This is a genomic window from Microbacterium sp. NPDC087592 (assembly GCF_044743585.1).
Lineage (GTDB): Bacteria > Actinomycetota > Actinomycetes > Actinomycetales > Microbacteriaceae > Microbacterium.
This window is the reverse complement of sequence record NZ_JBIUWT010000003.1, coordinates 193,489-215,639: the sequence shown is the minus strand read 5'-3', so window position 1 is coordinate 215,639 and position 22,151 is coordinate 193,489. Positions and strand designations below refer to the sequence as shown.

Sequence of the window (22,151 nt, the reverse complement as noted above, 5' to 3'; positions counted from 1 at the left end):
GGTATCCAAAAACTATCTCACGCGCTTCTGCTCTTCAAGATGTTCCCCCGTAAGTACGCAGAAATCACACCGCTCTGGAATTTGGTATCCCAACCTCGTTCCCGCTGGTATACAATTCTGAGCACCCGCTCCCCGGCCCATCAAGGAAGATCGTGACCGACACCCAGACGCTGACCCCGAAGACGGAGGCGCTGCCCACCGCGCCGCCGAAGATCGCGACCGGACGCTCGCTCCTCGGGACGGCGTGGCTGCGCATCCGCCGCAGCCCCATCGCCCTCGTCTCCTTCGGGGTCGTCGTGGCGATCGTGCTCTTCGCCCTCCTCGCCCCCGTGCTGGTCGCGATCGAGGGGCAGGATCCGTTCACCACGAACACCGGCCCTGAGGTCCTCGACAACTTCAACACCCCCGGCCTGCCGCTCCCCGCCTACATGTACCCGTCCGTGGAGCACTGGCTCGGCGTCGAACCGGGACTCGGACGCGACATCTTCGCCCGCATCGCCTACGGGGCTCAGGTCTCGTTGCTGATCGCCCTGCTCTCGACGCTGGTCTCGGTCGTCCTCGGAACCGTGCTCGGGGCCGCGGCCGGCTACTTCGGCGGCAAGGTCGACATGGTCATCAGCCGCATCATCGACCTCTTCCTCGCCTTCCCGCACCTGCTCCTGGTGCTCTCGCTCACCCCGATCCTGCAGTCCCGGCTGCGCGACACGCCCCTCGGTCAGGGCAGCTTCGTCCCCATCGCCTCCCTCGTGCTGATCCTCGGGTTCTTCGGCTGGGCGTACCTGGCCAGAGTCGTGCGCGGCCAGGTGCTCAGCATCCGCGAGCAGGAGTACATCGAGGCGGCGAAGTCCTACGGGGCCTCGCACCGGACCATCATCTTCCGTCAGGTAATCCCGAACGTGCTCGGGGTCGTCCTCGTCTACGCGACCATGATGATCCCCGCGAACATCTCCGCCGAAGCCGCACTGTCGTTCCTCGGCGTCGGCGTGAAGGACCCGACGCCGTCCTGGGGGCAGATGCTCAACGCCGCTCAGGCGGGCAACTGGTACCTCAGCGACCCCTGGTTCCTCATCGTGCCCGGCACCGCGCTCATCATCACCGTGCTCGCCTTCAACCTGCTCGGCGACGCCGTGCGCGACGCGCTCGATCCCAAGGCCTCCCGCAGCTGACCTTCCCGCCCCCGAACACCCGACCCCCACCGAAAGAGAACGCGTCATGAGACACCGCAGTCCCCTGCTCGCCGCTGCGACCGTGGCCATCGCCCTGGTCGTCACCGGTTGCACCAGCGTCACCGCACAGAACGGGCAATCCGCCCCCACCGGCTCGAAGGACCCGTATGCCGCGCACATCGTGCAGCCGGGCTTCGACGAGGCCGGCGGCAACGTCAACGTCCTGATGTCGAGCGACTTCATGACGCTCGACCCGGGCAACAGCAACTATGTGCAGACCGCGAACGTCGGCCAGCTCTACTACCGCACGCTGACGATGGCGAAGGAGACCGCCGGAGAGCCGCCCACGATCGTCGGCGACCTCGCGACCGACACCGGCACCGCCTCGGAAGACGGCCTCACATGGACGTACACCCTCAAAGACGGTCTGAAGTACGAGGACGGTACGCCCATCACCGCCGCCGATGTGAAGTACGGCATCGCCCGCACGTTCGCGCGCGACGTCTTCACCCAGGCACCGCAGGAGTTGAACTCCGCTCTCGATGCCGATGACTACAAGGGTCCGTACTCGGGCGGCGGCGATCTGACAGCCGTCGAGACCCCCGACGACAAGACCGTGATCTTCCATCTGAAGCAGCCGAACCCCGACTTCGCCGCACTCGTGTCGCGCTCGAACACGGCGCCGGTCCCGCAGGCGAAGGACACGATGCTCGATTACACGAACCACCCGATCTCTTCGGGCCCGTACATGATCTCCAGCTACGACCGCGGCCGGGAGCTGAAGCTCGTGCGCAACCCCTCCTGGGATCCCGCGACCGACGAGAACCGCACCGCCCTCCCGGACACGTTCACGTTCTCGCTGTCCACCGCGCAGGCGACCATCAGCCAGCAGCTGATCTCGGATGCCGACCCGACCGCGATCACGCTCGACTCGAACGGCGCCCTCCAGGCCTCGGACACCTCACGCCTGACCGAGTCGTCCGTCGCCGACCGCACCGCCTCCGGATTGCTCGGCTGCACCGATGTGCTCAACTTCAACACTGAGACCATCACCGACCCCGACGTGCGCCACGCGCTCGCCCTGGCGATGGACCGTGCGGCGATCCAGGTGCAGTACGGCGGTGCGCGCTTCGGCAAGCTCACCAACTCGTACCTGAACGACTCGCAGGTCGGGTACGTCGCCGAGACCACCGACCTCGACATCGACGGCGCCCCGCAGCTCGACGCCGCCAAGAAGCTGCTCGAGGGCAAGGACGTCCCCGCCTCGCTCACCTACGGCTACTCGAACGCGATCGACCGGTACAAGAACCTGGGCACCGTGCTCCAGCAGAACTTCACCGAGCTCGGCATCGACCTGCAGCTCGTGCCGATCCCCGCCGCGAACTACTACACGGTGCTCGCCAGCGACGAGATGCCCGACATCGCCCGCGCCGGCTGGTGCGGCGGTGCGGCGTCCGGCTCCACCCGGACCACGGTCGACCCCAACATCGGCCCGAGCCTCGACGGAACGACATACGGCTTCAGCAACATCTCGCGCTTCTACGACGAGAAGCTCTCCGGTGACATGTACGAGCTGCGCAACACCAACGGCACCTCCGAAGAGCTGAACACGCGCTGGGCCGAGCTCTACAACGAGGCCATGGAGTCGTACCCGCTCGTGCCGCTCATCCGCACCTTCACCAACAGCGTCGTCGGTTCGAAGATCCACAACGCCCAGGTGGGGTACTTCTTCGGAAGCATCGACCTGTCCACCATCGGCGTCGAGCAGTAACGGCCGACACGACACCTCCGGAAAGGACGGGGCCGACCGCTCGATCGGTCGGCCCCGTACGGGACAGCAATGTTCGGATTCATCATCCGCCGCGTGACCGCGCTGGTCATCCTCCTGCTCGTCGTGAGCTTCGTGACGTTCGCCCTGTTCCAGATCGGCCCCGCAGACCCTGCGGCAGCCGCCTGCGGCCAGGAGTGCACCCCTGAACGTATCGACCAGGCGCGCGTCGCCCTCGGCATGGACAAGCCGTTCCTGGTGCAGTACTTCACGTACCTCAGTGGATTCTTCGGCGAACGGCTCATCGGAGCCCCGGGCGCCGAGCAGGTCTGCGCCTGGCCCTGCCTGGGCAAATCGTTCCAGACCAACGAGAACGTCACCGACGTCATCGTCAGAGCGCTCCCCTACACGATCTCCATCGCCGTCGGTGCTGTCGTGCTGTGGACCGTGATCGGCGTCGGCCTCGGCCTGCTCGCAGCCCTCCGCAAGGGCAGGGCGACGGACAAGATCATCGTCGGAGCTGCATCCGTCGGCGTCTCGCTCCCTGTCCCCGTCACCGGGCTGCTGCTCCTGCTCGTGTTCGTGAGCGCACTGCACTGGCTGCCGTTCACGAGCAATCAGATCTCCTCCCCGTTCGGCCCCGCCGGACCCGGGGCGTGGTTCACGAACTACCTGCTCCCCTGGGTCGCGCTGGCCATCCTGTTCAGCGCGCAGTACATCCGCATCACGCGGAACAACATGATCGAGACCTTCGGCGAGGACTACATGCGCACCGCGCGGGCGAAGGGTCTGAGCCCCGGACGGATCACGACCCACGGGGTCCGTGCCGGCATCACTCCGATCATCACGATGCTGGGCTTGGACATCGGCGCCCTGCTCGGCGGTGCCGTCCTGACCGAGCAGATCTTCTCGGTGCCCGGTCTCGGGTTCACGGCGGTGCGGGCAGCCACCTCGGGAGACCTCCCGGTCACCATGGCGATCACGATGCTCGCCGCCTTCTTCATCATCACCGCGAACGTCATCGTCGACCTCGTGTACGCGAGCGTCGACCCGAGAGTGAGAGTCAACTGATGACCACGCCGATCCTCGACATCCGCGATCTGCGGGTGACCTTTCCCACCGACGACGGTCTGGTGCACGCCGTGAACGGCATGGACCTCGTCGTGCAGCGCGGAGAGACCGTCGGCATCGTCGGCGAATCCGGTTCGGGAAAGACCGTGACCAGCCAGACCCTGATGGGGCTCCTCAAAGGGACCAGCGCGAAGGTCACCGGACGAGTGCTCTTCGACGGCACCGATCTGGTACCGCTCAGCGAGAGCGAGATGCGGCCATACCGCGGTCGCAAGATCGGGATGATCTTCCAGGATCCGCTGTCGGCCATGCACCCCTTCTACACCGTCGGCCGGCAGATCGCCGAGGCGTATCGCGTGCACAACAGGGTGAGCGCGAAGGCCGCGAAGGCCCAGGCGATCGAGATGCTGAACCGCGTCGGCATCCCCGATCCGGTCGCACGGTACGACTCTTACCCGCACGAGTTCTCCGGCGGTATGCGGCAGCGGGCGATGATCGCGATGGCCCTCATCTGCGAACCGGAGCTGCTCATCGCCGACGAGCCCACCACGGCGCTCGATGTCACGGTGCAGGCGCAGATCCTCGACCTGATCGGATCGCTCCAGGCGGAGACCGGTTCCGCGGTGATCTTCGTCACGCACGATCTGGGCGTCGTCGCCGAGGTCTGCAAGCGGGTCGTCGTCATGTACGGCGGCCAGTGCGTGGAAGAGGCCGACGTGCACGACCTGTTCTTCCGCACCGCGCACCCCTACGCCCGGGGCCTGCTCGCATCGATGCCCTCGATGGTCGACGAAGCAGGGCGGCTCACGCCCATACCCGGCTTCCCGCCGTCGCTGCTCGACCTCCCGCAGGGGTGCCTCTTCGCCGATCGCTGCCCCGTCGCGGCCCTCGTGCCGGACGACAGATGCCGCACCGAGCGCCCCGAGCTCACCCTCGTCGGATCCGGCCACCGTGCGCGCTGTCACCTCGCAGAACCCGACCTCCCGACAACCGTGCTCGACCTGCAAGAGGTGGCCCGATGAGCGAACCGTTGCTGAGCGTCGAGAACCTCGCCAAGCATTTCAGCGTCAGCAAGGGATTCCTGCGCGGTTCCTCGCAGGTGAAAGCGGTGGACGGGGTCTCCTTCACACTCGAACGCGGATCGACACTGGGGCTGGTCGGCGAATCCGGCTGCGGCAAGTCCACCACCGGACGTCTGCTGATGCGTCTGCTCACCCCCACGTCGGGGCGGATCCTGCTGGACGGCGCCGACGTGTCCCAGCTCCGCGGGTCAGACCTGCAGCAGTTCCGGCGCCGCGTGCAGATGGTGTTCCAGAACCCTTCATCGTCGCTGAACCCGCGGCAGAGCGTCGGCGCGGCGATCGCGGCTCCCCTGCAGGCCCAGGGAATCTCCCCCCAGGAGGGCATGAAGAACCGGGTCGCGGCTCTGATGGACAGGGTGGGGCTGCGGCCGGAGCACTACAACAGGTTCCCCCACGAGTTCTCGGGCGGACAGAAGCAGCGCGTCGGCATCGCCAGGGCACTTGCGTTGGAGCCCGACATCCTGGTCTGCGACGAGCCGGTGTCGGCTCTCGACGTCTCGGTGCAGGCGCAGGTCATCAACCTGCTGCAGGACATCCAGGCCGACACCGGCATCTCCTACGTGTTCATCGCGCACGATCTGTCCGTCGTCAAGCACTTCGCCGACGAGGTCGCCGTGATGTACCTCGGGCGCATCATGGAGCACGGCACCAGGGATGCCGTGTTCGGCGCCCCGCAGCACCCGTACACGCAGTCGCTGCTGTCCTCCGTTCCGAGCCCCGATCCCACCGCCGACCGCAGTCGACGGATCCGTCTCGTCGGAGACCTCCCCCACCCGTCGAACCCGCCCAGCGGCTGCGTCTTCCGCACGCGATGCCCCGTGCTCCCGCTCCTCGACGAAGAACGGCGTCGGCAGTGCGTGGAGCAGGTTCCCACCGGCGATGCCGCGTGCCATCATCTGGCTGAAGCCGCCGACCTCGCGTCGCGGCTCGGCGCCCCCGAAGAAAGGAAAGTCCATGCTGATTCGTGACGTGCGCCCCTGGGGCGGCTCCGCCTCCGATGTCCTGATCGAGGACGGTCGCATCACCCGGATCCTCCCCCATGAGGCGGCGCCGGCGTCCGGTGATGACGTCGACGGACGTGGGCGGCTTCTGCTGCCCTCCTTCAGCGATGTCCACGTGCACCTGGATTCGACCCGGATCGGACTGCCGTTCCGCGAGCACACCGGCGCTCCCGGCGTCTGGGGCATGATGATGAACGACCGCGAGAACTGGCGCAACGCCGAGGTCGACCTTCCCACGCGGGTGGCCGGCACCCTCGAGCGCATGATCGCACGGGGCACGACCCGCGTCCGCTCCTACGCGCAGGTCGACGTCGACTGCAAGCTCGAGAAGTTCGACGCGGTGATCGCGGCGAAGGAGAAGTTCGCCGCCCACGCCGACGTCCAGGTCATGACCTTCCCCCAGGCGGGCATCCTCCGCGAAGAGGGCACGGTCGAGTATCTGGAGGAGTCTCTCAAGCAGGGGGCAGACGTGATCGGCGGAATCGACCCGTCACAGCTCGACCGCGACCCCGCCAAGCACCTCGACATCGTGTTCGGTCTCGCCGAGAAGTACCAGGTCGAGGTCGACATCCACCTGCACGAACCCGGTACCCTCGGGGTGTTCAGCACCGAGCTCGTGATGGAGCGCACACGTGCACTCGGCATGCAGGGCAAGGTGACGATGTCACACGCCTACGAACTCGGTTCTGTGAACGAGGCCACGAGCCGTCGCCTGATCGAGGAGTTCGCCGAACTGGACATCTCGATGGCGACGGTCGCCCCCTCGACCAGCAACCACCTCTCCCTGGTGCAGCTCGTCGAGGCCGGCGTGCGGATCGGGCTCGGTCAGGACGGTCAGCGCGACTACTGGAGCCCATACGGCAACACCGACATGCTCGACCGCACCTGGCAGCTCGCCTTCACGAACGGCTTCCGCCACGACGACCACATCGAGATGGCGCTGGCGGTCGCGACGATGGGTGGGGCGAGCATCATGTCCTCCACCTCACCGCGCCTCACGGGTGTCGAGGACCGACCCGGCCTGGCTGTCGGTGACCGGGCCGACCTGGTCCTGGTCGATGGCGAGACGCCCACCAGCGCGGTGATGGACCGGGGAACCGACCGACTCGTCATCCACGACGGCCGTGTGGTCGCCGACGGCCTTCGTGTCCTCGCGCTCTGAGCGTCGAGGCAGCGAGTTCCGCGATCGCGCCGTCGGGCTCGGCGCAGCCCTGCTGATCGGGCTCAACCTGCGCCCGGCGATCACCTCGGTCGCCGCCCTTCTCGATCCGACGAGGGCGGCGTTCGACCTCGCACCGGTGCAGTTGAACCTCCTGGCGACGCTGCCGGTGATCGCCTTCGGCATCAGTGCACCGGTCGGGCCGCTGCTCGCCCGCCGCCTCGGCGTGACCAGGGCGCTGATCTGGACCATGGTGGCGCTCGCGGGGTCGCTCGCACTGCGGGTCGTCGTTCCCGGGGGCATGCTCCCGGGAACCTTCCTCGCCGGGGTGTCGATCATGGCCGCAGGGACCTTGCTTCCGCAGTACCTGAAGTCCCTTCGGGCGGGCGGTCTCTGGATCGGCCTGAGCAGCATGTCGTTCAGCGCGGGGGCCGCGCTCGGAGCGGGACTCGCCGTGCCGCTGAGCACGGCGGTCGGCGGGCCCGCGGTGGCGCTCGGGCTCTGGGCCGTGCCCGCTCTGATCGCCGCGGGCGCCATGGTCGGTGTGGCGCTGCGCTCGGAAGCTTCCCCACCGGCGTCGTCTCGGATGGCGCTGCCCCGGTCGGCTCGACCGACCGTCGCACTGATCACAGCGATGTTCGGTCTTCAGGCGATGCTCTTCTTCGCGGTGGCCTCGTGGCTCCCCCGCATCCTCGGAGATCGCGGTGTGGACGCGCAGACCGCGGGCTGGCTCCTCGCGTTGACCAGCATCGCCGGCCTCGTGCCGACGCTCGTCGCACCGATCCTCGCTCGCCGCCGCCGCTTGCTGCTCTGGTTCGGTCCGGGGCTGGGCATCGTGATGGTGGCGGCGTTCGTCTGGCTCGCGTCCGGCGACGATTCGTACATCGCGATCACGGTCGTGCTCGGGGCGGTCCAGAGCGCGACGTTCGGGCTCTCCCTCGCTCTCATCGTCATGCTTGCCGCCAACGAGGCCTCGGCAGGCATGCTGTCCGCTGTCGCGCAGGGCGTCGGCTACGCCTTCGCCGGCGCAGGGAGTCTCCTTGTCGGAGTCCTGCACGACCTCACCGCCGGCTGGACGGCGAGTCTGGTGCTCATGATCGTGTGCGCCGCGGCGCTCGCCCTCGTCGTGGGATTCGTGATCCGCTGCCACCCGGTCGACCTGCAGGCACCGTCGGAGGTGTCTGCGCTCCCCCGAGCATGACGAAGGCCGCCCCACACCGTGGGGCGGCCTTCTCAAGAATGTTCTGCGCGATTGAACGCAGGATCGCCTTGCTTTATCGACGCAGGCCGAGACGCTCGATGAGCGACCGGTAGCGGTTGATGTCGATGTCCTGCAGGTAACCCAGCAGGCGACGGCGCTGACCGACGAGCAGGAACAGACCACGACGCGAGTGGTGGTCGTGCTTGTGCTCCTTGAGGTGCTCGGTGAGGTCCTTGATGCGCTGCGTCAGCATTGCGACCTGCACCTCGGGGGATCCGGTGTCACCGGGGTGCGTCGCGTACTCTTCGATGATCGCCTTCTTGACGTCTGCTTCCAGTGCCATAGATTCGATCCCCTCTCTGCTTGTTGCGCGGCGCCCGACGCCTGATGCGAGGGCTCTCTTTATCCGCGGCCGATCGAACGGCAACCTGAAGAGTCTACCAGCCGAGGACACCCTCGCGTGACAACCGCGAGGGGCCGCTCGACCGGCGTCAACTAGGCTCGAACGGTGCAGAAGAAGATCGACGAGTGAGCGGCCGACGCGGTCACCTCATCGACCTCACTCCCCTGAAGACCAGTCCCGCCTTCGCGCGGATGTGGATCGGATCGACGCTCGCGGGCATCGGCGGTCAGTTGACGATCGTCACCGTGATGCTGCATGTGTTCGTGCTGACCGGGAGCACATTCGCCGTGTCCATGATCGCGGTCGCCGGGCTCATCCCGATGATCCTCGCCGGCCTGTACGGCGGGATGCTCGCGGACGCATTCGACCGGCGCAGGGTGGCCCTGATCGCGGCGACCATCACGTTCGCCTCGACCGCACTGCTCGCCGCGCTCACGTGGACCGGCACCGAGACCATCTGGTGGCTGTATGCACTCAGCATGATCAACTCCGCCGCGAACTCGGTGGGCATGGCCACGCGCACGGCGATCGTGCCGCGCCTCATCCCCCGCGAGCAGCTGGCGGCGGCATCAGCACTCAACGGCGTCGCATTCGGGCTCACCGTCATGGCCGGCCCCGCGCTGGCCGGCCTGCTCGTGGCCCTCACCGGCTACGGCTGGACCTACACGATCGACGTCGTACTGATGCTGTCGATGTTCCTCGGCCTGTGGACGCTTCCGGTACTGCGCCCTGAGGGCGAGATCGTGCGCCCCGGCCTGGAATCGCTCGTCGACGGCTGGCGCTTCCTGCGCAAGGCGGGCAACATCCGGATGCAGTACATCATCGACATCATCGCGATGACGTTCGGCCAACCCCTCGTCCTCTTCCCCGCCCTCGGCACCGTGCTCCTGGGCGGCGGCGCCGTGACGACCGGAATCCTCACGGCGGCCGTCGCCGTCGGAACCTTCGCGTCGAGCCTGTTCTCCGGGCGCGTCGTCCAGTATCGGTGGCATGGCCGCGGCATCGCGCGGGCCGTCGAAGCGTACGGCGCTTCGATCCTCCTCTTCGGCCTGGTGCTGCTGATCGGGGCGTTCTCTCCGCCCGCCGGCGAGGATGCCCCGAACATCGGCCTGATCGTCGCCGCCTGCGTGGCACTCGCGCTCTCCGGGGCCTCCGACAATGTCAGCTCGATCTACCGCAACACGATGATGCAGGCGGCGGTTCCCGACGCGATGCGCGGTCGCTTGCAGGGACTCTTCGTGGTGGTCGTCGCCGGCGGCCCGCGCGTCGGAGCCCTGTACGCCGGGACTCTCGCCACGCTGACCACCCTGTGGTTCCCGCCGCTGCTCGGCGGCGTCCTGGTGATCGCCCTCGTCGCGATGCTCTCGCGCCGCAACCGCCGATTCCACGACTACGACGCAGAGAACCCCGAGCCCTGACGGACCCGGGGTTCGAGGAACTGCGTGACGGCGTCAGTCCTGCTGCAGCGCGCCCTGCAGGTCGAGGCTGATCGTGATGTCCTTGCCCACGAGCACGCCACCGGTCTCGAGTGCGGCGTTCCACGTGAGACCGAAGTCCTCGCGGTTGATCACGGCCTTGGCAGAAGCGCCCGCCTTGTAGTTGCCGTACGGGTCGGTGCCGAATCCGCCGAAGTCGAGCTCGAAGCTGACCGGCTTGGTGACGCCGCGGATCGTGAGGTCACCGTCGACGAACAGCTCGTCGCCCTTGACGCGCGCGCCGGTGGACACGAACTCCATCGTCGGGAAGTTCTCGGTGTCGAAGAAGTCGGCGGAGCGCAGGTGGGCGTCGCGACCCTCGTCGTTCGTGTCGACCGAGGTGACGTCGACGGAAGCCTCGACCTTGGCCTCGAGCGGGTTCTCGGGCGCGATCAAGGTCGCGCTCTTGACGCCGAAGGTGCCGCGCACCTTGGAGATCATCATGTGGCGGACGCTGAACGTCACCTCGCTGTGCGAGGGGTCGAGCACCCAGGTGCCGGGACGGTAGCCGGGAATGTCGATGCTGGTCATGGTTTCTCCTCCGGAGACATCGGCCGCTGATGCGGCTTCGGACAGGGGCCGCGTTCACCGCGACCTCTGTGACAACTTACATTCATTCGCATATATTCCCCTGAATGCGGATGTTCTTCCGATATACAGCAGAGACGCCCCTCCCCCGAGGAGGAAGGGCGTCTCTGCGTGCGGGCCGGACTCAGCCGACAGCGACGAGATCGATGATGAAGATCAGCGTCTTTCCGGAGAGGAAGTGGCCGCCACCGACCGGGCCGTAGGCCAGGTGAGGCGGGATGATCAGCTCACGGCGTCCGCCGACCTTCATGCCGGGGATGCCGTCCTGCCAGCCCTGGATCAGGCCGCGCAGCGGGAACTGGATGGTCTCGCCGCGACCCCAGGACGAGTCGAACTCCTCGCCGGAGTCGAACTCGACGCCGGCGTAGTGCACGGTCACCGTGTCGCCGGGCTTCGCCTCTGCGCCGTCACCCTCGATGATGTCGCGGATGACGAGCTTTGCGGGAGCGGGGGCGCTGGGGGCATCGAACTCAGGCTTTGTGCGATCAGTCATGCCTCCATCAAACCCGAGCCCGCGGGAGGGGTCAACGCGATCGCACCTGCTCACAGCGAACACTTCGACGGGCGCAGCGGCAACAGCCTCTTGACACCCTCCGTGGTCGGGTGCACCCTGATTACAGATCAACTCAGCGCCCGGGAGACTCGCAGGCATCGCCGCAGCACCGGGCGCTGAGTCTTGCCGTGACAGGGTTTCCGGGCATCAATCGAGGTAGCCGACGAGCATCTCCGCGATCTCCGTCGGCCTGCTCAGCATGGCGCAGTGTCCGCCGGGGACCTCGTCGGCGACCACCCCGAGACGCTCTCGGGCGAGGTCGCGGAGAAAGCGCGGCGGGAAGAAGCGATCGTCCGCGAACACGATGACCCGCGTCGGCACATCGGGCCAGACCTTCAGCGGCCACGGGACCTCCATCGCCGCCGAGGACGGATGTGCGCGCTCCTGCCGCAGTGCTTCATCCGCCAGCTCTCGCGGCACGCCGTTGTAGAAACTCACGTAGGGGTCCTCGTTACCCGTCAGTCCGCCATCGATCGCCGCCTGGGCCTCGGCGGCGGCGAGATAGCCCGACTCGGACCACCATCGCTCCGGCGGCTCACCGGGCGCCGGGATCATCCCCGCGGCCAGCACGAGGAGATCGGCCGACAGTCGCTCGGCGACCAGAGGCGCCGTGAAGGCTCCGAACGAGTGGCCGAGCACGACGACATCGCGTCGTGCCCCCACCTCTGCCACCACGGCGTCCGCGTAGTCCTCGAGAGTGAGGGAATCGTCACCGGCGGGGAGATCGGGGGCGAAGACCTCGTGTCCGCGCGCCACGAGTTCTGCGGCGACCAGATGCCAGGACCACCCGACATCTCCCCCGCCGTGGATCAGGACGAACGTGCTCATCGCGACCGCCTCCTCACGACGAGTATCCCGATGTCGGGCTCAATACGCCAGCAGTGCGGCCCTGGCGGCTCGGGTACGGATCAGCAGCGCACGCTCGTCCTCGACGGCGAGCGGATCGCGCCCCGTGATCGCCCGCTGACGGACCGCGGCCAGCGCGGTCGCGTCCTTGATGAACTCGCGCATGATCGGACGCCGGTCACCCCGAAGACCTCGCGCCCAGTTGAGACCCGCCTTGCGTCCGCTCGATGTGGCGAGCATCGTGACCTCTTCGGGCGTGAACCACCCCGCGTTCGCGTACTCGGCGAGGCGCGCACGAGTGAGGCGCGCCTCTTCGCGACGGAGAGCGACGATTCCGAGGATGAAGCCGACGAAGAGCGGCACCTGCAGGGTGAAGTACAGTCCGAAGAAGTCGGCGAAGGTCGCGGACCCGTTCCAGAGTGCGTGCAGGAGGACTGCTCCGAGCATTCCCAGCAGGCCCGCACCGATCGCGGAGCTCGCCGATCCGTGTCGCCGCGCGACCAGACCGATCGCGAAGCCGGTCACCGCCGTGAACATGGCGTGTGCGAACGGGGACAGGATCGCGCGCACGGCGAAGGTGACGGTGAGCTGCTCGCCACCACCCTCGATCAGGCTGACCGCGAAGTACTGGATGTTCTCGGTGAAGGCGAACCCCGCGCCGACGAGTGCTCCGTACACGACACCGTCCACCGGACCGTCGAAGGCGCGACGGGCGAGCAGGAAGATGAGGAAGACCCCGAGTCCCTTCCAGAACTCCTCGACGATCGGCGCCTGCACCACCGCCGTGAAGGCATCGGAGGTGATGCCGAGCAGGATCGTCAGCCCCACGTCGACGAGCAGAGTGAGCCCCGCAGCCGCCAGTGCGCCCCAGGCGATCGCGAAGAACACGAGGCGCTTCGGCTCCGGTTCCCAGCGGTCGATCATCCGGACGCCGAGGAACACCACGGTCAGCGGGATGAGGGCGAGCACCAAACCGACGACGGAGGCGAAGACACCGAGCGCCCACCCGAAATAGCCGACCAGGGCGAGCAGCAGGAAGCCCAGGAAACCGAAGAGCCAGAGCGAGATCGTGCGCCCCTTGCGCGTCGGCACCGGCAGCGCGGGCAGCGACTCGGCCGGCGACGGCGCGACCGGAGCAGGCGGTGTGTACGGTGTCGGCTGGGCCAGACGCGAGGCATAAGCCGGCTGTCGCGGGGGTGGCGGCATGTACGGCGAGGGCTGCTGCGGCGGCGGGGGTCCTCCGAAACTCATAGCCAAAGCTTATGGGGAACAAGAGAGACGCCTCGGGTATGGCTGAGTCCTCCACCCGCTCGTCGCCCGGCAGCCGGTAGCGTAGAACCATGCGGTTCGCTCACCTGCGCCGTCCTGACTCCCCGCGCACGGTTCTCGCCGTGGTGCAGGACTCGGACGCCATCCTCGTCTCTGATCTCCTGAACGACGCCCCTGCCACGCTGCAGCAGCTGATCGAGGGAGGGGACCCTCTCCTCGAGCGACTGCGCGCCGCGCTGGCCGCCGCAGACGCGGAGCGCCATCCGCTCGGCGACTGGGCGTTCTCCTCCGCCGTGATCGCTCCCCCGGCCGTGCTCGCCGTCGGCCTCAACTATGCGGCGCACTCCAGCGAGCTGGGCTTGAAGACCGATGCGGCACCGACCGTGTTCACGCTGTGGCCGAATTCGCTCACCGGACACGAACAGACCACCTCCTGGCCGCGATCCCTCAGCGAGGCCGTCGACTACGAAGCCGAGCTCGGCGTGCTCATCGGAACCCCCGCCAAGGACGTCAGCGAGGCGGATGCTCTCTCGCATGTCTGGGGCTACACCGTGGTGAACGACATCACCGCCAGGAACATCCAGTTCTCCGAGGCACAGTGGTCGCGATGCAAGTCGTTCGACGGATTCACCCCGACCGGACCGTTCGCGGTGACCGCGGATGAGATCTCCGACCCGCAGGATCTGCATATCTGGGCGGTCGTGGACGGCCACACGGTTCAGGACGCCAGCACGGACCAGATGGTGCGCTCCGTCGCCAAGCTGATCGCGCACCTCTCGCAGTCACTCACGCTGCTGCCCGGAACCCTCATCTCGACGGGCAGCCCCGGTGGCGCCGGGTATTCGCGGGATCCACAGATCTTCCTGCGCGACCACTCCACCGTGACCGTCGGAATCGACGGCATCGGCGAGCTCACGACGCATTGCCGCATCACCGACTGAGCAGCTCGACGCACGAAGAGGGGGATGGATGCCGCGGCATCCATCCCCCTCTTGTCTTGGCGGGTGGGTCAGACCTCGATGCGGTCCTCCGGCGAGATCACCGGGATCGCCGCGGTGATCGTCTCGAGCCCGGACAGACGAGCGGGCGAGAGCTGCTTGACGACCTCGTCGCGCGACATCAGACCGGCCTCGACGACCAGGTCCGCGACGCTCCGGTTCGTCAGGAGAGCGGTCTTCGCGAGCGCCGCAGCGGCCGCGTATCCGATGAAGGGCGTCAGGGCGGTGATGACGCCGACCGATGCGCCGACCATCGCGCCGAGACGATCGCGGTTGGCGGTGATGCCGTCGACACAGTTGACGCGCAGCGTCCACATCGCCTGGCGCATCCACGTGATCGACTGGAAGATCGAATGCGCGATGACCGGCTCGAACGCGTTCAGCTGGAGCTGCCCCGCCTCGGCGGCCATGGTCACCGTCATGTCGGCGCCCGCGACGGCGAACGCGACCTGATTGACGACCTCGGGGATGACGGGGTTCACCTTGCCGGGCATGATGCTGGAGCCGGCCTGCATCGCGGGGAGGTTGATCTCACCGAACCCCGCCTGCGGACCGGAAGACAGCAGCCGGAGGTCGTTGCAGATCTTCGACAGCTTCATCGCGTTGCGCTTGAGCGTCGAGGAGAACGACATGAACGAGCCGGTGTCGCTGGTGGCCTCGACGAGGTCGCCGGCCGTTCGCAGGTCGAGCTGCGTGATCTCGCGCAGGTGCTTGAGCACGGCGGGGGCGTAACCGGGGTGCGTGGTGATGCCGGTGCCGATCGCCGTGGCACCCATGTTGATCTCGAACATGAGCGAGGCGTTCTCGGTCAGCCGCGTGTGGTCGTAGCCGAGAGTCGTGGCGAAGCCGTTGAACTCCTGGCCGAGAGTCATCGGCACGGCGTCCTGCAGCTGGGTTCGACCGACCTTCAGCACGTCGTGGAACTCGCGGGACTTGCCGAGGAACGACAGTCGCAGCAGGTCGAGTTCTTCGAGCAGCGAGCGCAGCGTCAGTGAGAGGCCGATCTTCACGGCGGTCGGGTAGACGTCATTGGTGGACTGGCTGCGGTTGGTGTGATCGATCGGCGACAGGAAGGCGTAATCGCCCTTCTCGCGGCCGGCCAACTCCAGCGCGATGTTGGTGATGACCTCATTCGCGTTCATGTTCGTCGAGGTGCCCGCGCCACCCTGGATGACGCCCACCGTGAACTGCTCGTGGAACTCGCCGTCGATGACGCGCTGCGCGGCACGGTCGATCAGGTCGGCGCGCTCGTGGTCCAGTACCCCGATCTCGCGGTTCGCCCGCGCACTCGCCTGCTTGACCATCGCCAGCCCGACCACGAGGTCCGGATAGACCGAGATGGGCCGTTTCGAGATCGGGAAGTTCGCGTCGGCGCGGGAAGTATGAATCCCCCAGTACGCGTCGACGGGAATCTCCATGCTCCCGAGCGAATCGGTCTCGGTGCGGGTCGGGGTAGGCGCGGCAGAAGCCATGTCACATCCTCGTGGGTCGTGGCGGGTGAGAAGGGTGGGGGATGCTCTCAGTCTACGCCGCTCACCGGCCGGGCTTGCGGGAGAACGCCTCGAGTCGCTGCTCCGGTGTGAGCGCCGCCATCCGCTCGAGCCAGTCCGCGGAGAAGTAGTCCCCGGTCGCGGCCTGCGTCACCGGCACCACCGTGTGCGTGATCGTCTCCGGGTACACGTGCACGAGCTGGAAGGCCTGGGCCGCGTCCATGCCGTTCACCTCGGCCGACGGACGCGCCACGTTCATCGTGTAGCAGGTGGCCGACGAGACGCTCACCGGGACGCCGGCGAAGGTGCCCTGCGACGAGTAGTGCAGGTGACCGGCGAGGATGCCGCGGACATCGGTTCCGCGGATGACCTCCGCGAGCTCATCCTGATGCCGAAGCTCCAGGATGTCGAAGAGCGGCAGATGGCTCGGGAGCGGTGGATGGTGCATCGCGAGCAGGGTGCCGTGCGGGGCGGGATCCGCGAGCACGTCGGCGAGCCAGGACAGCTGTTCTTCGTCGAGGTCGCCGTGATGCCAGCCGGGCACGCTGGTGTCGAGAGCGATGAGGCGAAGCCCGGCGAGGTCCCAGACGCCCGTCACCGGATCCTCCGTCGGCTCCGCATCGAGGAGTCCTGCGCGCAGTGCCGGGCGTTCGTCGTGGTTGCCCGCGACCCAGATGAGCGGAGCGCCCAGCTCGTCCGCCACCGGCTCGACGGCAGCCCTCAGCCGGCGATATGCGTCGGGCTCACCCAGATCGGCGAGGTCGCCGGTGACGACGATCGCCGACGGATGCGGATGCACGGATCTGATCGCATCGAGCGTTCGGGCGAAACTGGCCTCGACGTCGTACTTCCCACCGAGCCGCGCTCCCCCTGCGAGGAAGTGCGGATCACTCACGTGGATCAGCACATGGCTTGCGGGGTCATGTCGGCCGAAGGCGTACGCGTTTCCGGTTCCTGCGGACATGCCAACAGCCTAGGCCTCGACCTCGCGTCGGCATTCGACCTGCCGGCGTCGGGTCAGTGCCCGATGACGAGGAGCAGGATGCCGGCGACCACGGCCGCGGCGCACAGCGCGAAGCATCCGTACGCACCGAAGAGCGCGACCCGCTTCTGCCCCTCGGTGAGCGGGCTCTTCCGCGCCGCCTTCGCCGCCTGCTTCTCGGCGCGCTTCATCTCCTTCTCGGAGATCACCGTGATCGCATCCGTGAACTCGGCGGGGCTCACCACCGGGGCGCGACCGCTGCGCACCAGCAGACGAAGACCGAGGGCGTAGAAGGTGACGATGGCCGCCGCGCCGATCAGTGCTGCGAGGAACACCTGGAGGAACGCGATCCAGTCGATGACGACGTTCATTCCGAGTCCCCGTTCCGGTTCGCGTCCGAGTTCTTCGATGAGGAGGCGGATTTGGCACCCTTGACGCTCGCCTTGGCCTGAGCCTTCTTCTTCGCCTTGGCCTCCGCGTCCTTCTTCGCCTGGGCCTTCACCTTCTCACGGGCCTCGGCACGGGCCTTCGCCTCGGCCTTGGCCAGCTCGATACGCTGCTGACGACGCGTCGGCGGCGGCGTGTCCGGGAGCTCGATGGCCATCCCGGATTCAGCGACGTCACTCATGGCGTTCGCGGATGTGACGGCGTTGCGGCGCGAACGCATGAACAGTCCGAGGATGATCACGACGGCGATGACCGCGTCGATCGCCACACCCCAGTTGCCGAGCCAGACGACGAGAAGCGCCGCCAGGGCGCCCACGGCTCCCGCTGCGGGAAGCGTGAGCAGCCAGCCGACGCCGATACGACCCGCCGTCCGCCAGCGGACCGTGGAGCCTCGGCGACCGAGGCCGGAGCCGATCACGGAGCCCGAGGCCACCTGCGTGGTCGAGAGCGCGAAGCCGAGCGCGCTGGAGGCCAGGATCGTCGCTGCCGTCGAGCTCTCCGCCGCGAAGCCCTGCGCGGGCTTCACATCGGTGAGCCCCTTGCCGAGGGTGCGGATGATTCGCCAGCCACCGAGATACGTGCCGAGCGCGATCGTGAAGGCGCAGGCGACGATCACCCAGAGCTGCGGTTCGTGGTGCACGCCGGACTGCCAGCCGATGGTGATCAGAGCGAGGGTGATGACACCCATCGTCTTCTGCGCGTCGTTGGTGCCGTGCGCGAGTGCGACCAGCGAGGACGTGAAGATCTGCCCCCAGCGGAAACCGTCGCGACCGTCGGGCTTGCCGTCATAACGTCGCGTGATCGAGTAGGCGATCTTCGTCGCCGCGAACGCGATGAGCCCCGCGGTGACGGGGGCGATGAGCGCAGGGAGCACGATCTTCGAGAGCACCATGCCGAAGTCGATGCCGCCGAGCCCCGCACCGACCAGGGTCGCGCCGATCAGGCCGCCGAACAGCGCGTGCGATGAGCTCGACGGAAGGCCCAGGAGCCAGGTCAGCATGTTCCAGGTGATGGCGCCGATCAGGCCCGCGAAGATCAGGGACAGGAAGAGGTCCGCCCCCGCGGAGATGATCGCGTCTTCGCGGATGATGCCGCCGGAGATCGTCTTGGAGACCTCGGTGGACAGGAATGCACCCACCAGGTTCAAGACGGCGGCGAGGAGGACGGCGGTCTTGGGCTTGAGCGCACCGGTGGCGATCGGCGTCGCCATGGCATTCGCCGTGTCGTGAAAGCCGTTGGTGAAGTCGAAGAAGAGTGCCAGCGCGATGACAAGCACGACGATGAGGGCTGCGGTTTCCACCGTTCGCTTTCGGTCGTTTGAGGAAGAAGGAGATGTCGACGTGATCGACGTGACGAACGAAGAGTTCACCGTGGGTTTGACTTCCGTTAACCGGCCCCGCTAAATCCTCCCACCCTCCCCCGTGCCGGTCAACTCGACCTGGGATAGCGTGGGACGGTGACTGACGCTCCCCTCGCTGCCCGCCGCTCCACGCTCCGCACGCACCACGGTGACACATTCGACGACCCGTACGAGTGGATGCGGGCGAAGGACTCCGCCGAGGTCATCGCGCACCTCGAGGCGGAGAACGCCCACACCGACGACGAGACGGCGCACCTGGCCGACCTGCGCGAGCGCCTCTTCGAGGAGATCAAGAGTCGCGTGCAGGAGACCGATCTGTCCGTTCCCACCCGGCGCGGAGACTGGTGGTACTACAGCCGCACCGAAGAGGGCGCCCAGTACGGCATCCACTGCCGGGCCGCCGCGGAGCACGACGACTGGACTCCCCCGAAGCTCGAGGCCGGCGTGCCGGTTCCCGGCGAGGTCGTGCTGCTCGACGGGAACGTCGAGGCCGAGGGGCACGAGTTCTTCTCGCTCGGGGCGTTCGACACCTCGGACGACGCGACGAAGCTGCTGTGGTCGACCGATTTCGAAGGCGACGAGCTGTACACGGTGCACGTGCGCGACCTCGTCTCTGGCGAGACCCTCGACGACGAGATCCCGAACACCGGCGGCGCCTTCTTCACCCCGGACGGCACCGGCATCCTCTACACGACCCGAGATGAAGCCTGGCGACCCGACACCCTGTGGTTGCACCGCCTCGGCACACCGGTCGCGGACGATGTCCAGCTGTTCCACGAACCCGACGAGAAGTTCTGGCTCGGCGCCGGGATCACCCGCAGCCGCCGGTACCTCGTCATCGGCGTCGGTTCGAGCATCACGAGCGAGGAGTACCTCGTCGATCTGACCGGCGACCTCACCGCGACGCCTCGCCTGGTGTGGCCGCGCCGCGAAGGAGTGGAGTACTCCATCGATCACGCCGTGGTGGACGGCGAGGACAGGCTCTTCATCCTGCACAACGACGGAGCCCTCGACTTCGAACTCGTCTCGGTGGCGGCGTCCGACCCTCAGGGCGAACGGCGCCGGGTCGTCGCCCACGAGGCGGGAAGGCGTCTGCTCGGCATGGATGCGTTCCGCGACTTCGCAACGGTCGAGTACCGCAGCGAGGGACTCGAGCGCGTCGGGCTTCTCGACTACACCACGAACACCGTCGACGAGATCCCCTTCGACGAGCCGCTGTACTCCGCCGGAGTGAGCGGGAACCCGGAGTGGCACTCCCCCTTCCTGCGACTCGGATACACGTCGTTCGTCACGCCCGGCACGGTGTACGACCTCGACCTGTCGAACCGCGAGCTGGTGCTGCGCAAGCAGGTCACCGTACTCGGCGGCTACGACCCGGACGAGTACGGCCAGCGGCGCGAATGGGCGACGGCGTCCGATGGGGTGCGCGTGCCGATCTCCCTCGTGTGGAAGCGCTCATTCGGCGAGCCCGGTGCGGGAGCACGCCCCGTGCATCTCTACGGCTATGGTTCCTACGAGCATTCGATCGACCCCGGGTTCTCGGTCGCGCGACTCTCCGAGCTCGATCGCGGCGTGATCTTCGCGGTCGCTCACGTGCGCGGCGGCGGCGAGATGGGCCGCCAGTGGTACGAAGACGGAAAGCTGCTCAGCAAGCGCAACACCTTCACGGACTTCGTCTCCTGCGGTGAGCACCTGGTCGCGACCGGTGTCACCACGCCGAGCCGACTGGTCGCCGAGGGCGGCAGCGCGGGGGGACTGCTGATGGGCGCCGTCGCCAACCTCGCTCCCGAACTCTTCGCCGGAATCCTCGCCGGAGTTCCGTTCGTCGACGCTCTCACGACGATCCTCGACCCGTCGCTGCCCCTCACCGTGATCGAGTGGGACGAATGGGGCGATCCTCTCCACGACGCCGACGTCTACGAGTACATGAAGTCGTACTCGCCGTACGAGAACGTCCGCGACGGCGTCCAGTACCCCCGCATCCTCGCGGTGACATCACTCAATGACACCCGCGTGCTCTACGTGGAGCCGGCGAAGTGGGTCGCACGTCTGCGCGAGGCCGGTGCCTCCGACGTGCTCCTCAAGTGCGAGATGGTCGCCGGGCACGGCGGCGTGAGCGGCCGCTACAACTCATGGCGGGAGCGCGCCTTCGAGCTCGCCTGGCTGCTCGACACCCTCGGCCTCGCCGAGGCCTGAGACGCGACGACGAAGCCCGCCCGTTCGAACGGGCGGGCCCCTCGAGCGGAAGTCTCAGCCGAAGAGTGCGGCGGCCTCGTCATAGCGGTAGCGCGGGACCGTGTTCAGCTCGCCCAGCGCATCGGCGAACGGCACCCGGACGATGTCGGTGCCCTGCATCGCCACCATCTGGCCCCAGGCTCCGTCGACGAGCGCGTCCGCGGCATGAAGGCCAAGTCGCGTCGCGAGGACCCTGTCGAACGCCGACGGGGAACCACCGCGCTGGATGTGGCCGAGGATCGTGGCGCGCGTCTCGATACCCGTGATGCGCTCGATCTCGGGAGCGAGCAGATCGCCGATGCCACCGAGCCGCGGCCGGTTGAAGGCGTCGAGCCCCTTGTCGCTGTACGCCTCGTCCATTCCGAGGAGCTTGAAGCCTTCGGAGACGACGACCAGGGGCGCGCGGCCGCGGTCGTGGGCGCTGGTCACGAGCTCGGTGATGTCGTCGATCGACATCGGCACCTCGGGGATGCAGATCACGTGGGCGCCGGCGGCCATACCGGCGTGCAGGGCGATCCAGCCGACGTGGCGTCCCATGACCTCGGCGACCATGCACCGCTGGTGGGAGTCGCCCGTGGTGCGAAGCCTGTCCATCGCATCCGTGGCGATGTTCACCGCCGTATCGAAGCCGAACGAGTAGTCCGTCGCCTGCAGGTCGTTGTCGATCGTCTTGGGGACGCCGATGACCTTGATGCCGTCCTTCGCGAGACGGTCGGCCGCGGCGAGAGTGCCTTCGCCGCCGATCGCGATGATGCCGTCGATCTTGTGCCCGTAGAGGGTCTTGGCGATGTTCTCCGCTCCCCCGCGCTCGCCCTCGTAGGGGTTCGTGCGGCTGGTGCCGAGGATCGTGCCGCCGACCTTGGACAGGCCCTTCACCTCGTGGCGCGTGAGCGGCATGAAGTCTCCGTCGACCAGCCCCCGCCATCCGTCACGGATGCCGACGAACTCCAGGTCGTACGTGGTGGTGCCCTTGAGCACGATGCCGCGGATGACCGCGTTGAGTCCGGGGCAGTCGCCGCCGCTCGTCAGGATGCCGATCTTCATGCTGGTGCCTTCA

Annotated in this window: 20 protein-coding genes; 10 read left to right on the top strand and 10 right to left on the bottom strand. The window is 67.5% G+C overall.

Annotated elements, in window-relative coordinates; genetic code table 11:
• Window positions 1–152 precede the first annotated feature (152 nt).
• The 7 genes from ACIOTO_RS17355 (at window position 153) to ACIOTO_RS17325 (ending at window position 8,448) form a co-directional block, all read left to right on the top strand.
• Window positions 153–1,166 (top strand): ABC transporter permease, encoded by a 1,014-nt coding sequence (locus tag ACIOTO_RS17355; protein ID WP_231481743.1) that lies wholly within the window; start codon window positions 153–155, stop codon window positions 1,164–1,166.
• Window positions 1,167–1,212: 46 nt separating this feature from the next.
• Window positions 1,213–2,937, top strand: a complete 1,725-nt coding sequence (locus ACIOTO_RS17350) for an ABC transporter substrate-binding protein (RefSeq protein WP_262000800.1) — start codon at window positions 1,213–1,215, stop codon at window positions 2,935–2,937.
• Window positions 2,938–3,006: 69 nt separating this feature from the next.
• The gene (locus ACIOTO_RS17345) at window positions 3,007–4,005 is read left to right on the top strand and encodes an ABC transporter permease (protein ID WP_105709774.1); all 999 of its coding nucleotides are present in this window, start codon (window positions 3,007–3,009) and stop codon (window positions 4,003–4,005) included.
• A complete protein-coding gene (locus ACIOTO_RS17340; RefSeq protein ID WP_262000798.1) occupies window positions 4,005–5,027 on the top strand; it encodes an ABC transporter ATP-binding protein in 1,023 nt (340 codons plus the stop codon). The genes ACIOTO_RS17345 and ACIOTO_RS17340 overlap by 1 nt, the downstream gene beginning before the upstream one ends.
• Window positions 5,024–6,055: an ABC transporter ATP-binding protein gene (locus ACIOTO_RS17335; RefSeq protein WP_262000797.1), complete on the top strand. Its 1,032-nt coding sequence runs from the start codon at window positions 5,024–5,026 to the stop codon at window positions 6,053–6,055. The genes ACIOTO_RS17340 and ACIOTO_RS17335 overlap by 4 nt, the downstream gene beginning before the upstream one ends.
• Window positions 6,042–7,250: an amidohydrolase gene (locus tag ACIOTO_RS17330; protein WP_400858725.1), complete on the top strand. Its 1,209-nt coding sequence runs from the start codon at window positions 6,042–6,044 to the stop codon at window positions 7,248–7,250. The genes ACIOTO_RS17335 and ACIOTO_RS17330 overlap by 14 nt, the downstream gene beginning before the upstream one ends.
• On the top strand, window positions 7,234–8,448 hold the full coding sequence (locus tag ACIOTO_RS17325; RefSeq protein ID WP_400858724.1) for an MFS transporter: 1,215 nt from the start codon (window positions 7,234–7,236) through the stop codon (window positions 8,446–8,448). The genes ACIOTO_RS17330 and ACIOTO_RS17325 overlap by 17 nt, the downstream gene beginning before the upstream one ends.
• 73 nt (window positions 8,449–8,521) lie before the next feature.
• On the opposite strand, the gene rpsO is transcribed toward ACIOTO_RS17325, so the two are convergent.
• Window positions 8,522–8,791, bottom strand: a complete 270-nt coding sequence (rpsO, locus tag ACIOTO_RS17320; protein ID WP_005048780.1) for a 30S ribosomal protein S15 — start codon at window positions 8,789–8,791, stop codon at window positions 8,522–8,524.
• A gap of 185 nt (window positions 8,792–8,976) precedes the next feature.
• Between rpsO and ACIOTO_RS17315 the strand changes: the two genes are divergently transcribed.
• Window positions 8,977–10,269 (top strand): MFS transporter, encoded by a 1,293-nt coding sequence (locus tag ACIOTO_RS17315; RefSeq protein ID WP_105709769.1) that lies wholly within the window; start codon window positions 8,977–8,979, stop codon window positions 10,267–10,269.
• 33 nt (window positions 10,270–10,302) lie between these two features.
• Here the strand turns inward: ACIOTO_RS17315 and ACIOTO_RS17310 are convergent, their stop codons facing one another.
• The 4 genes from ACIOTO_RS17310 to ACIOTO_RS17295 form a co-directional block, all read right to left on the bottom strand.
• The gene (locus ACIOTO_RS17310; protein WP_262000794.1) at window positions 10,303–10,857 is read right to left on the bottom strand and encodes a YceI family protein; all 555 of its coding nucleotides are present in this window, start codon (window positions 10,855–10,857) and stop codon (window positions 10,303–10,305) included.
• Window positions 10,858–11,038: 181 nt separating this feature from the next.
• Window positions 11,039–11,407, bottom strand: a complete 369-nt coding sequence (locus ACIOTO_RS17305) for an FKBP-type peptidyl-prolyl cis-trans isomerase (RefSeq protein WP_400858723.1) — start codon at window positions 11,405–11,407, stop codon at window positions 11,039–11,041.
• Between the two features lie 207 nt (window positions 11,408–11,614).
• Window positions 11,615–12,295 carry an alpha/beta fold hydrolase gene (locus ACIOTO_RS17300; RefSeq protein ID WP_400858722.1) on the bottom strand — a complete coding sequence of 227 codons (681 nt, stop codon included), beginning with the start codon at window positions 12,293–12,295 and terminating at the stop codon, window positions 11,615–11,617.
• Between the two features lie 39 nt (window positions 12,296–12,334).
• A complete protein-coding gene (locus tag ACIOTO_RS17295; protein WP_308737136.1) occupies window positions 12,335–13,564 on the bottom strand; it encodes a PrsW family intramembrane metalloprotease in 1,230 nt (409 codons plus the stop codon).
• An 89-nt stretch (window positions 13,565–13,653) separates the two neighbouring features.
• Here ACIOTO_RS17295 and ACIOTO_RS17290 point away from each other — a divergent pair, with 89 nt between their 5' ends.
• Window positions 13,654–14,523, top strand: a complete 870-nt coding sequence (locus ACIOTO_RS17290; RefSeq protein ID WP_400858721.1) for a fumarylacetoacetate hydrolase family protein — start codon at window positions 13,654–13,656, stop codon at window positions 14,521–14,523.
• A gap of 68 nt (window positions 14,524–14,591) precedes the next feature.
• On the opposite strand, the gene ACIOTO_RS17285 is transcribed toward ACIOTO_RS17290, so the two are convergent.
• The 4 genes from ACIOTO_RS17285 to ACIOTO_RS17270 all read right to left on the bottom strand — a co-directional run bounded on the left by ACIOTO_RS17285 (window position 14,592) and on the right by ACIOTO_RS17270 (window position 18,799).
• The gene (locus ACIOTO_RS17285; protein WP_029263654.1) at window positions 14,592–16,052 is read right to left on the bottom strand and encodes an aspartate ammonia-lyase; all 1,461 of its coding nucleotides are present in this window, start codon (window positions 16,050–16,052) and stop codon (window positions 14,592–14,594) included.
• A 61-nt stretch (window positions 16,053–16,113) separates the two neighbouring features.
• Entirely contained in the window at window positions 16,114–17,034 is a 921-nt protein-coding gene (locus ACIOTO_RS17280) for a phosphodiesterase (RefSeq protein WP_400858720.1), read from the bottom strand.
• A 53-nt stretch (window positions 17,035–17,087) separates the two neighbouring features.
• The gene (locus ACIOTO_RS17275) at window positions 17,088–17,423 is read right to left on the bottom strand and encodes a hypothetical protein (protein WP_029263656.1); all 336 of its coding nucleotides are present in this window, start codon (window positions 17,421–17,423) and stop codon (window positions 17,088–17,090) included.
• Window positions 17,420–18,799 (bottom strand): inorganic phosphate transporter, encoded by a 1,380-nt coding sequence (locus ACIOTO_RS17270; RefSeq protein ID WP_105709764.1) that lies wholly within the window; start codon window positions 18,797–18,799, stop codon window positions 17,420–17,422. The genes ACIOTO_RS17275 and ACIOTO_RS17270 overlap by 4 nt, the downstream gene beginning before the upstream one ends.
• A 156-nt stretch (window positions 18,800–18,955) precedes the next feature.
• On the opposite strand from ACIOTO_RS17270, the gene ACIOTO_RS17265 reads away from it, so the two are divergent.
• Window positions 18,956–21,055: a S9 family peptidase gene (locus ACIOTO_RS17265; RefSeq protein ID WP_400858719.1), complete on the top strand. Its 2,100-nt coding sequence runs from the start codon at window positions 18,956–18,958 to the stop codon at window positions 21,053–21,055.
• Between the two features lie 54 nt (window positions 21,056–21,109).
• Here the strand turns inward: ACIOTO_RS17265 and ACIOTO_RS17260 are convergent, their stop codons facing one another.
• Window positions 21,110–22,138: a 6-phosphofructokinase gene (locus tag ACIOTO_RS17260; protein ID WP_029263659.1), complete on the bottom strand. Its 1,029-nt coding sequence runs from the start codon at window positions 22,136–22,138 to the stop codon at window positions 21,110–21,112.
• Between the last annotated feature and the right edge of the window lie 13 nt (window positions 22,139–22,151).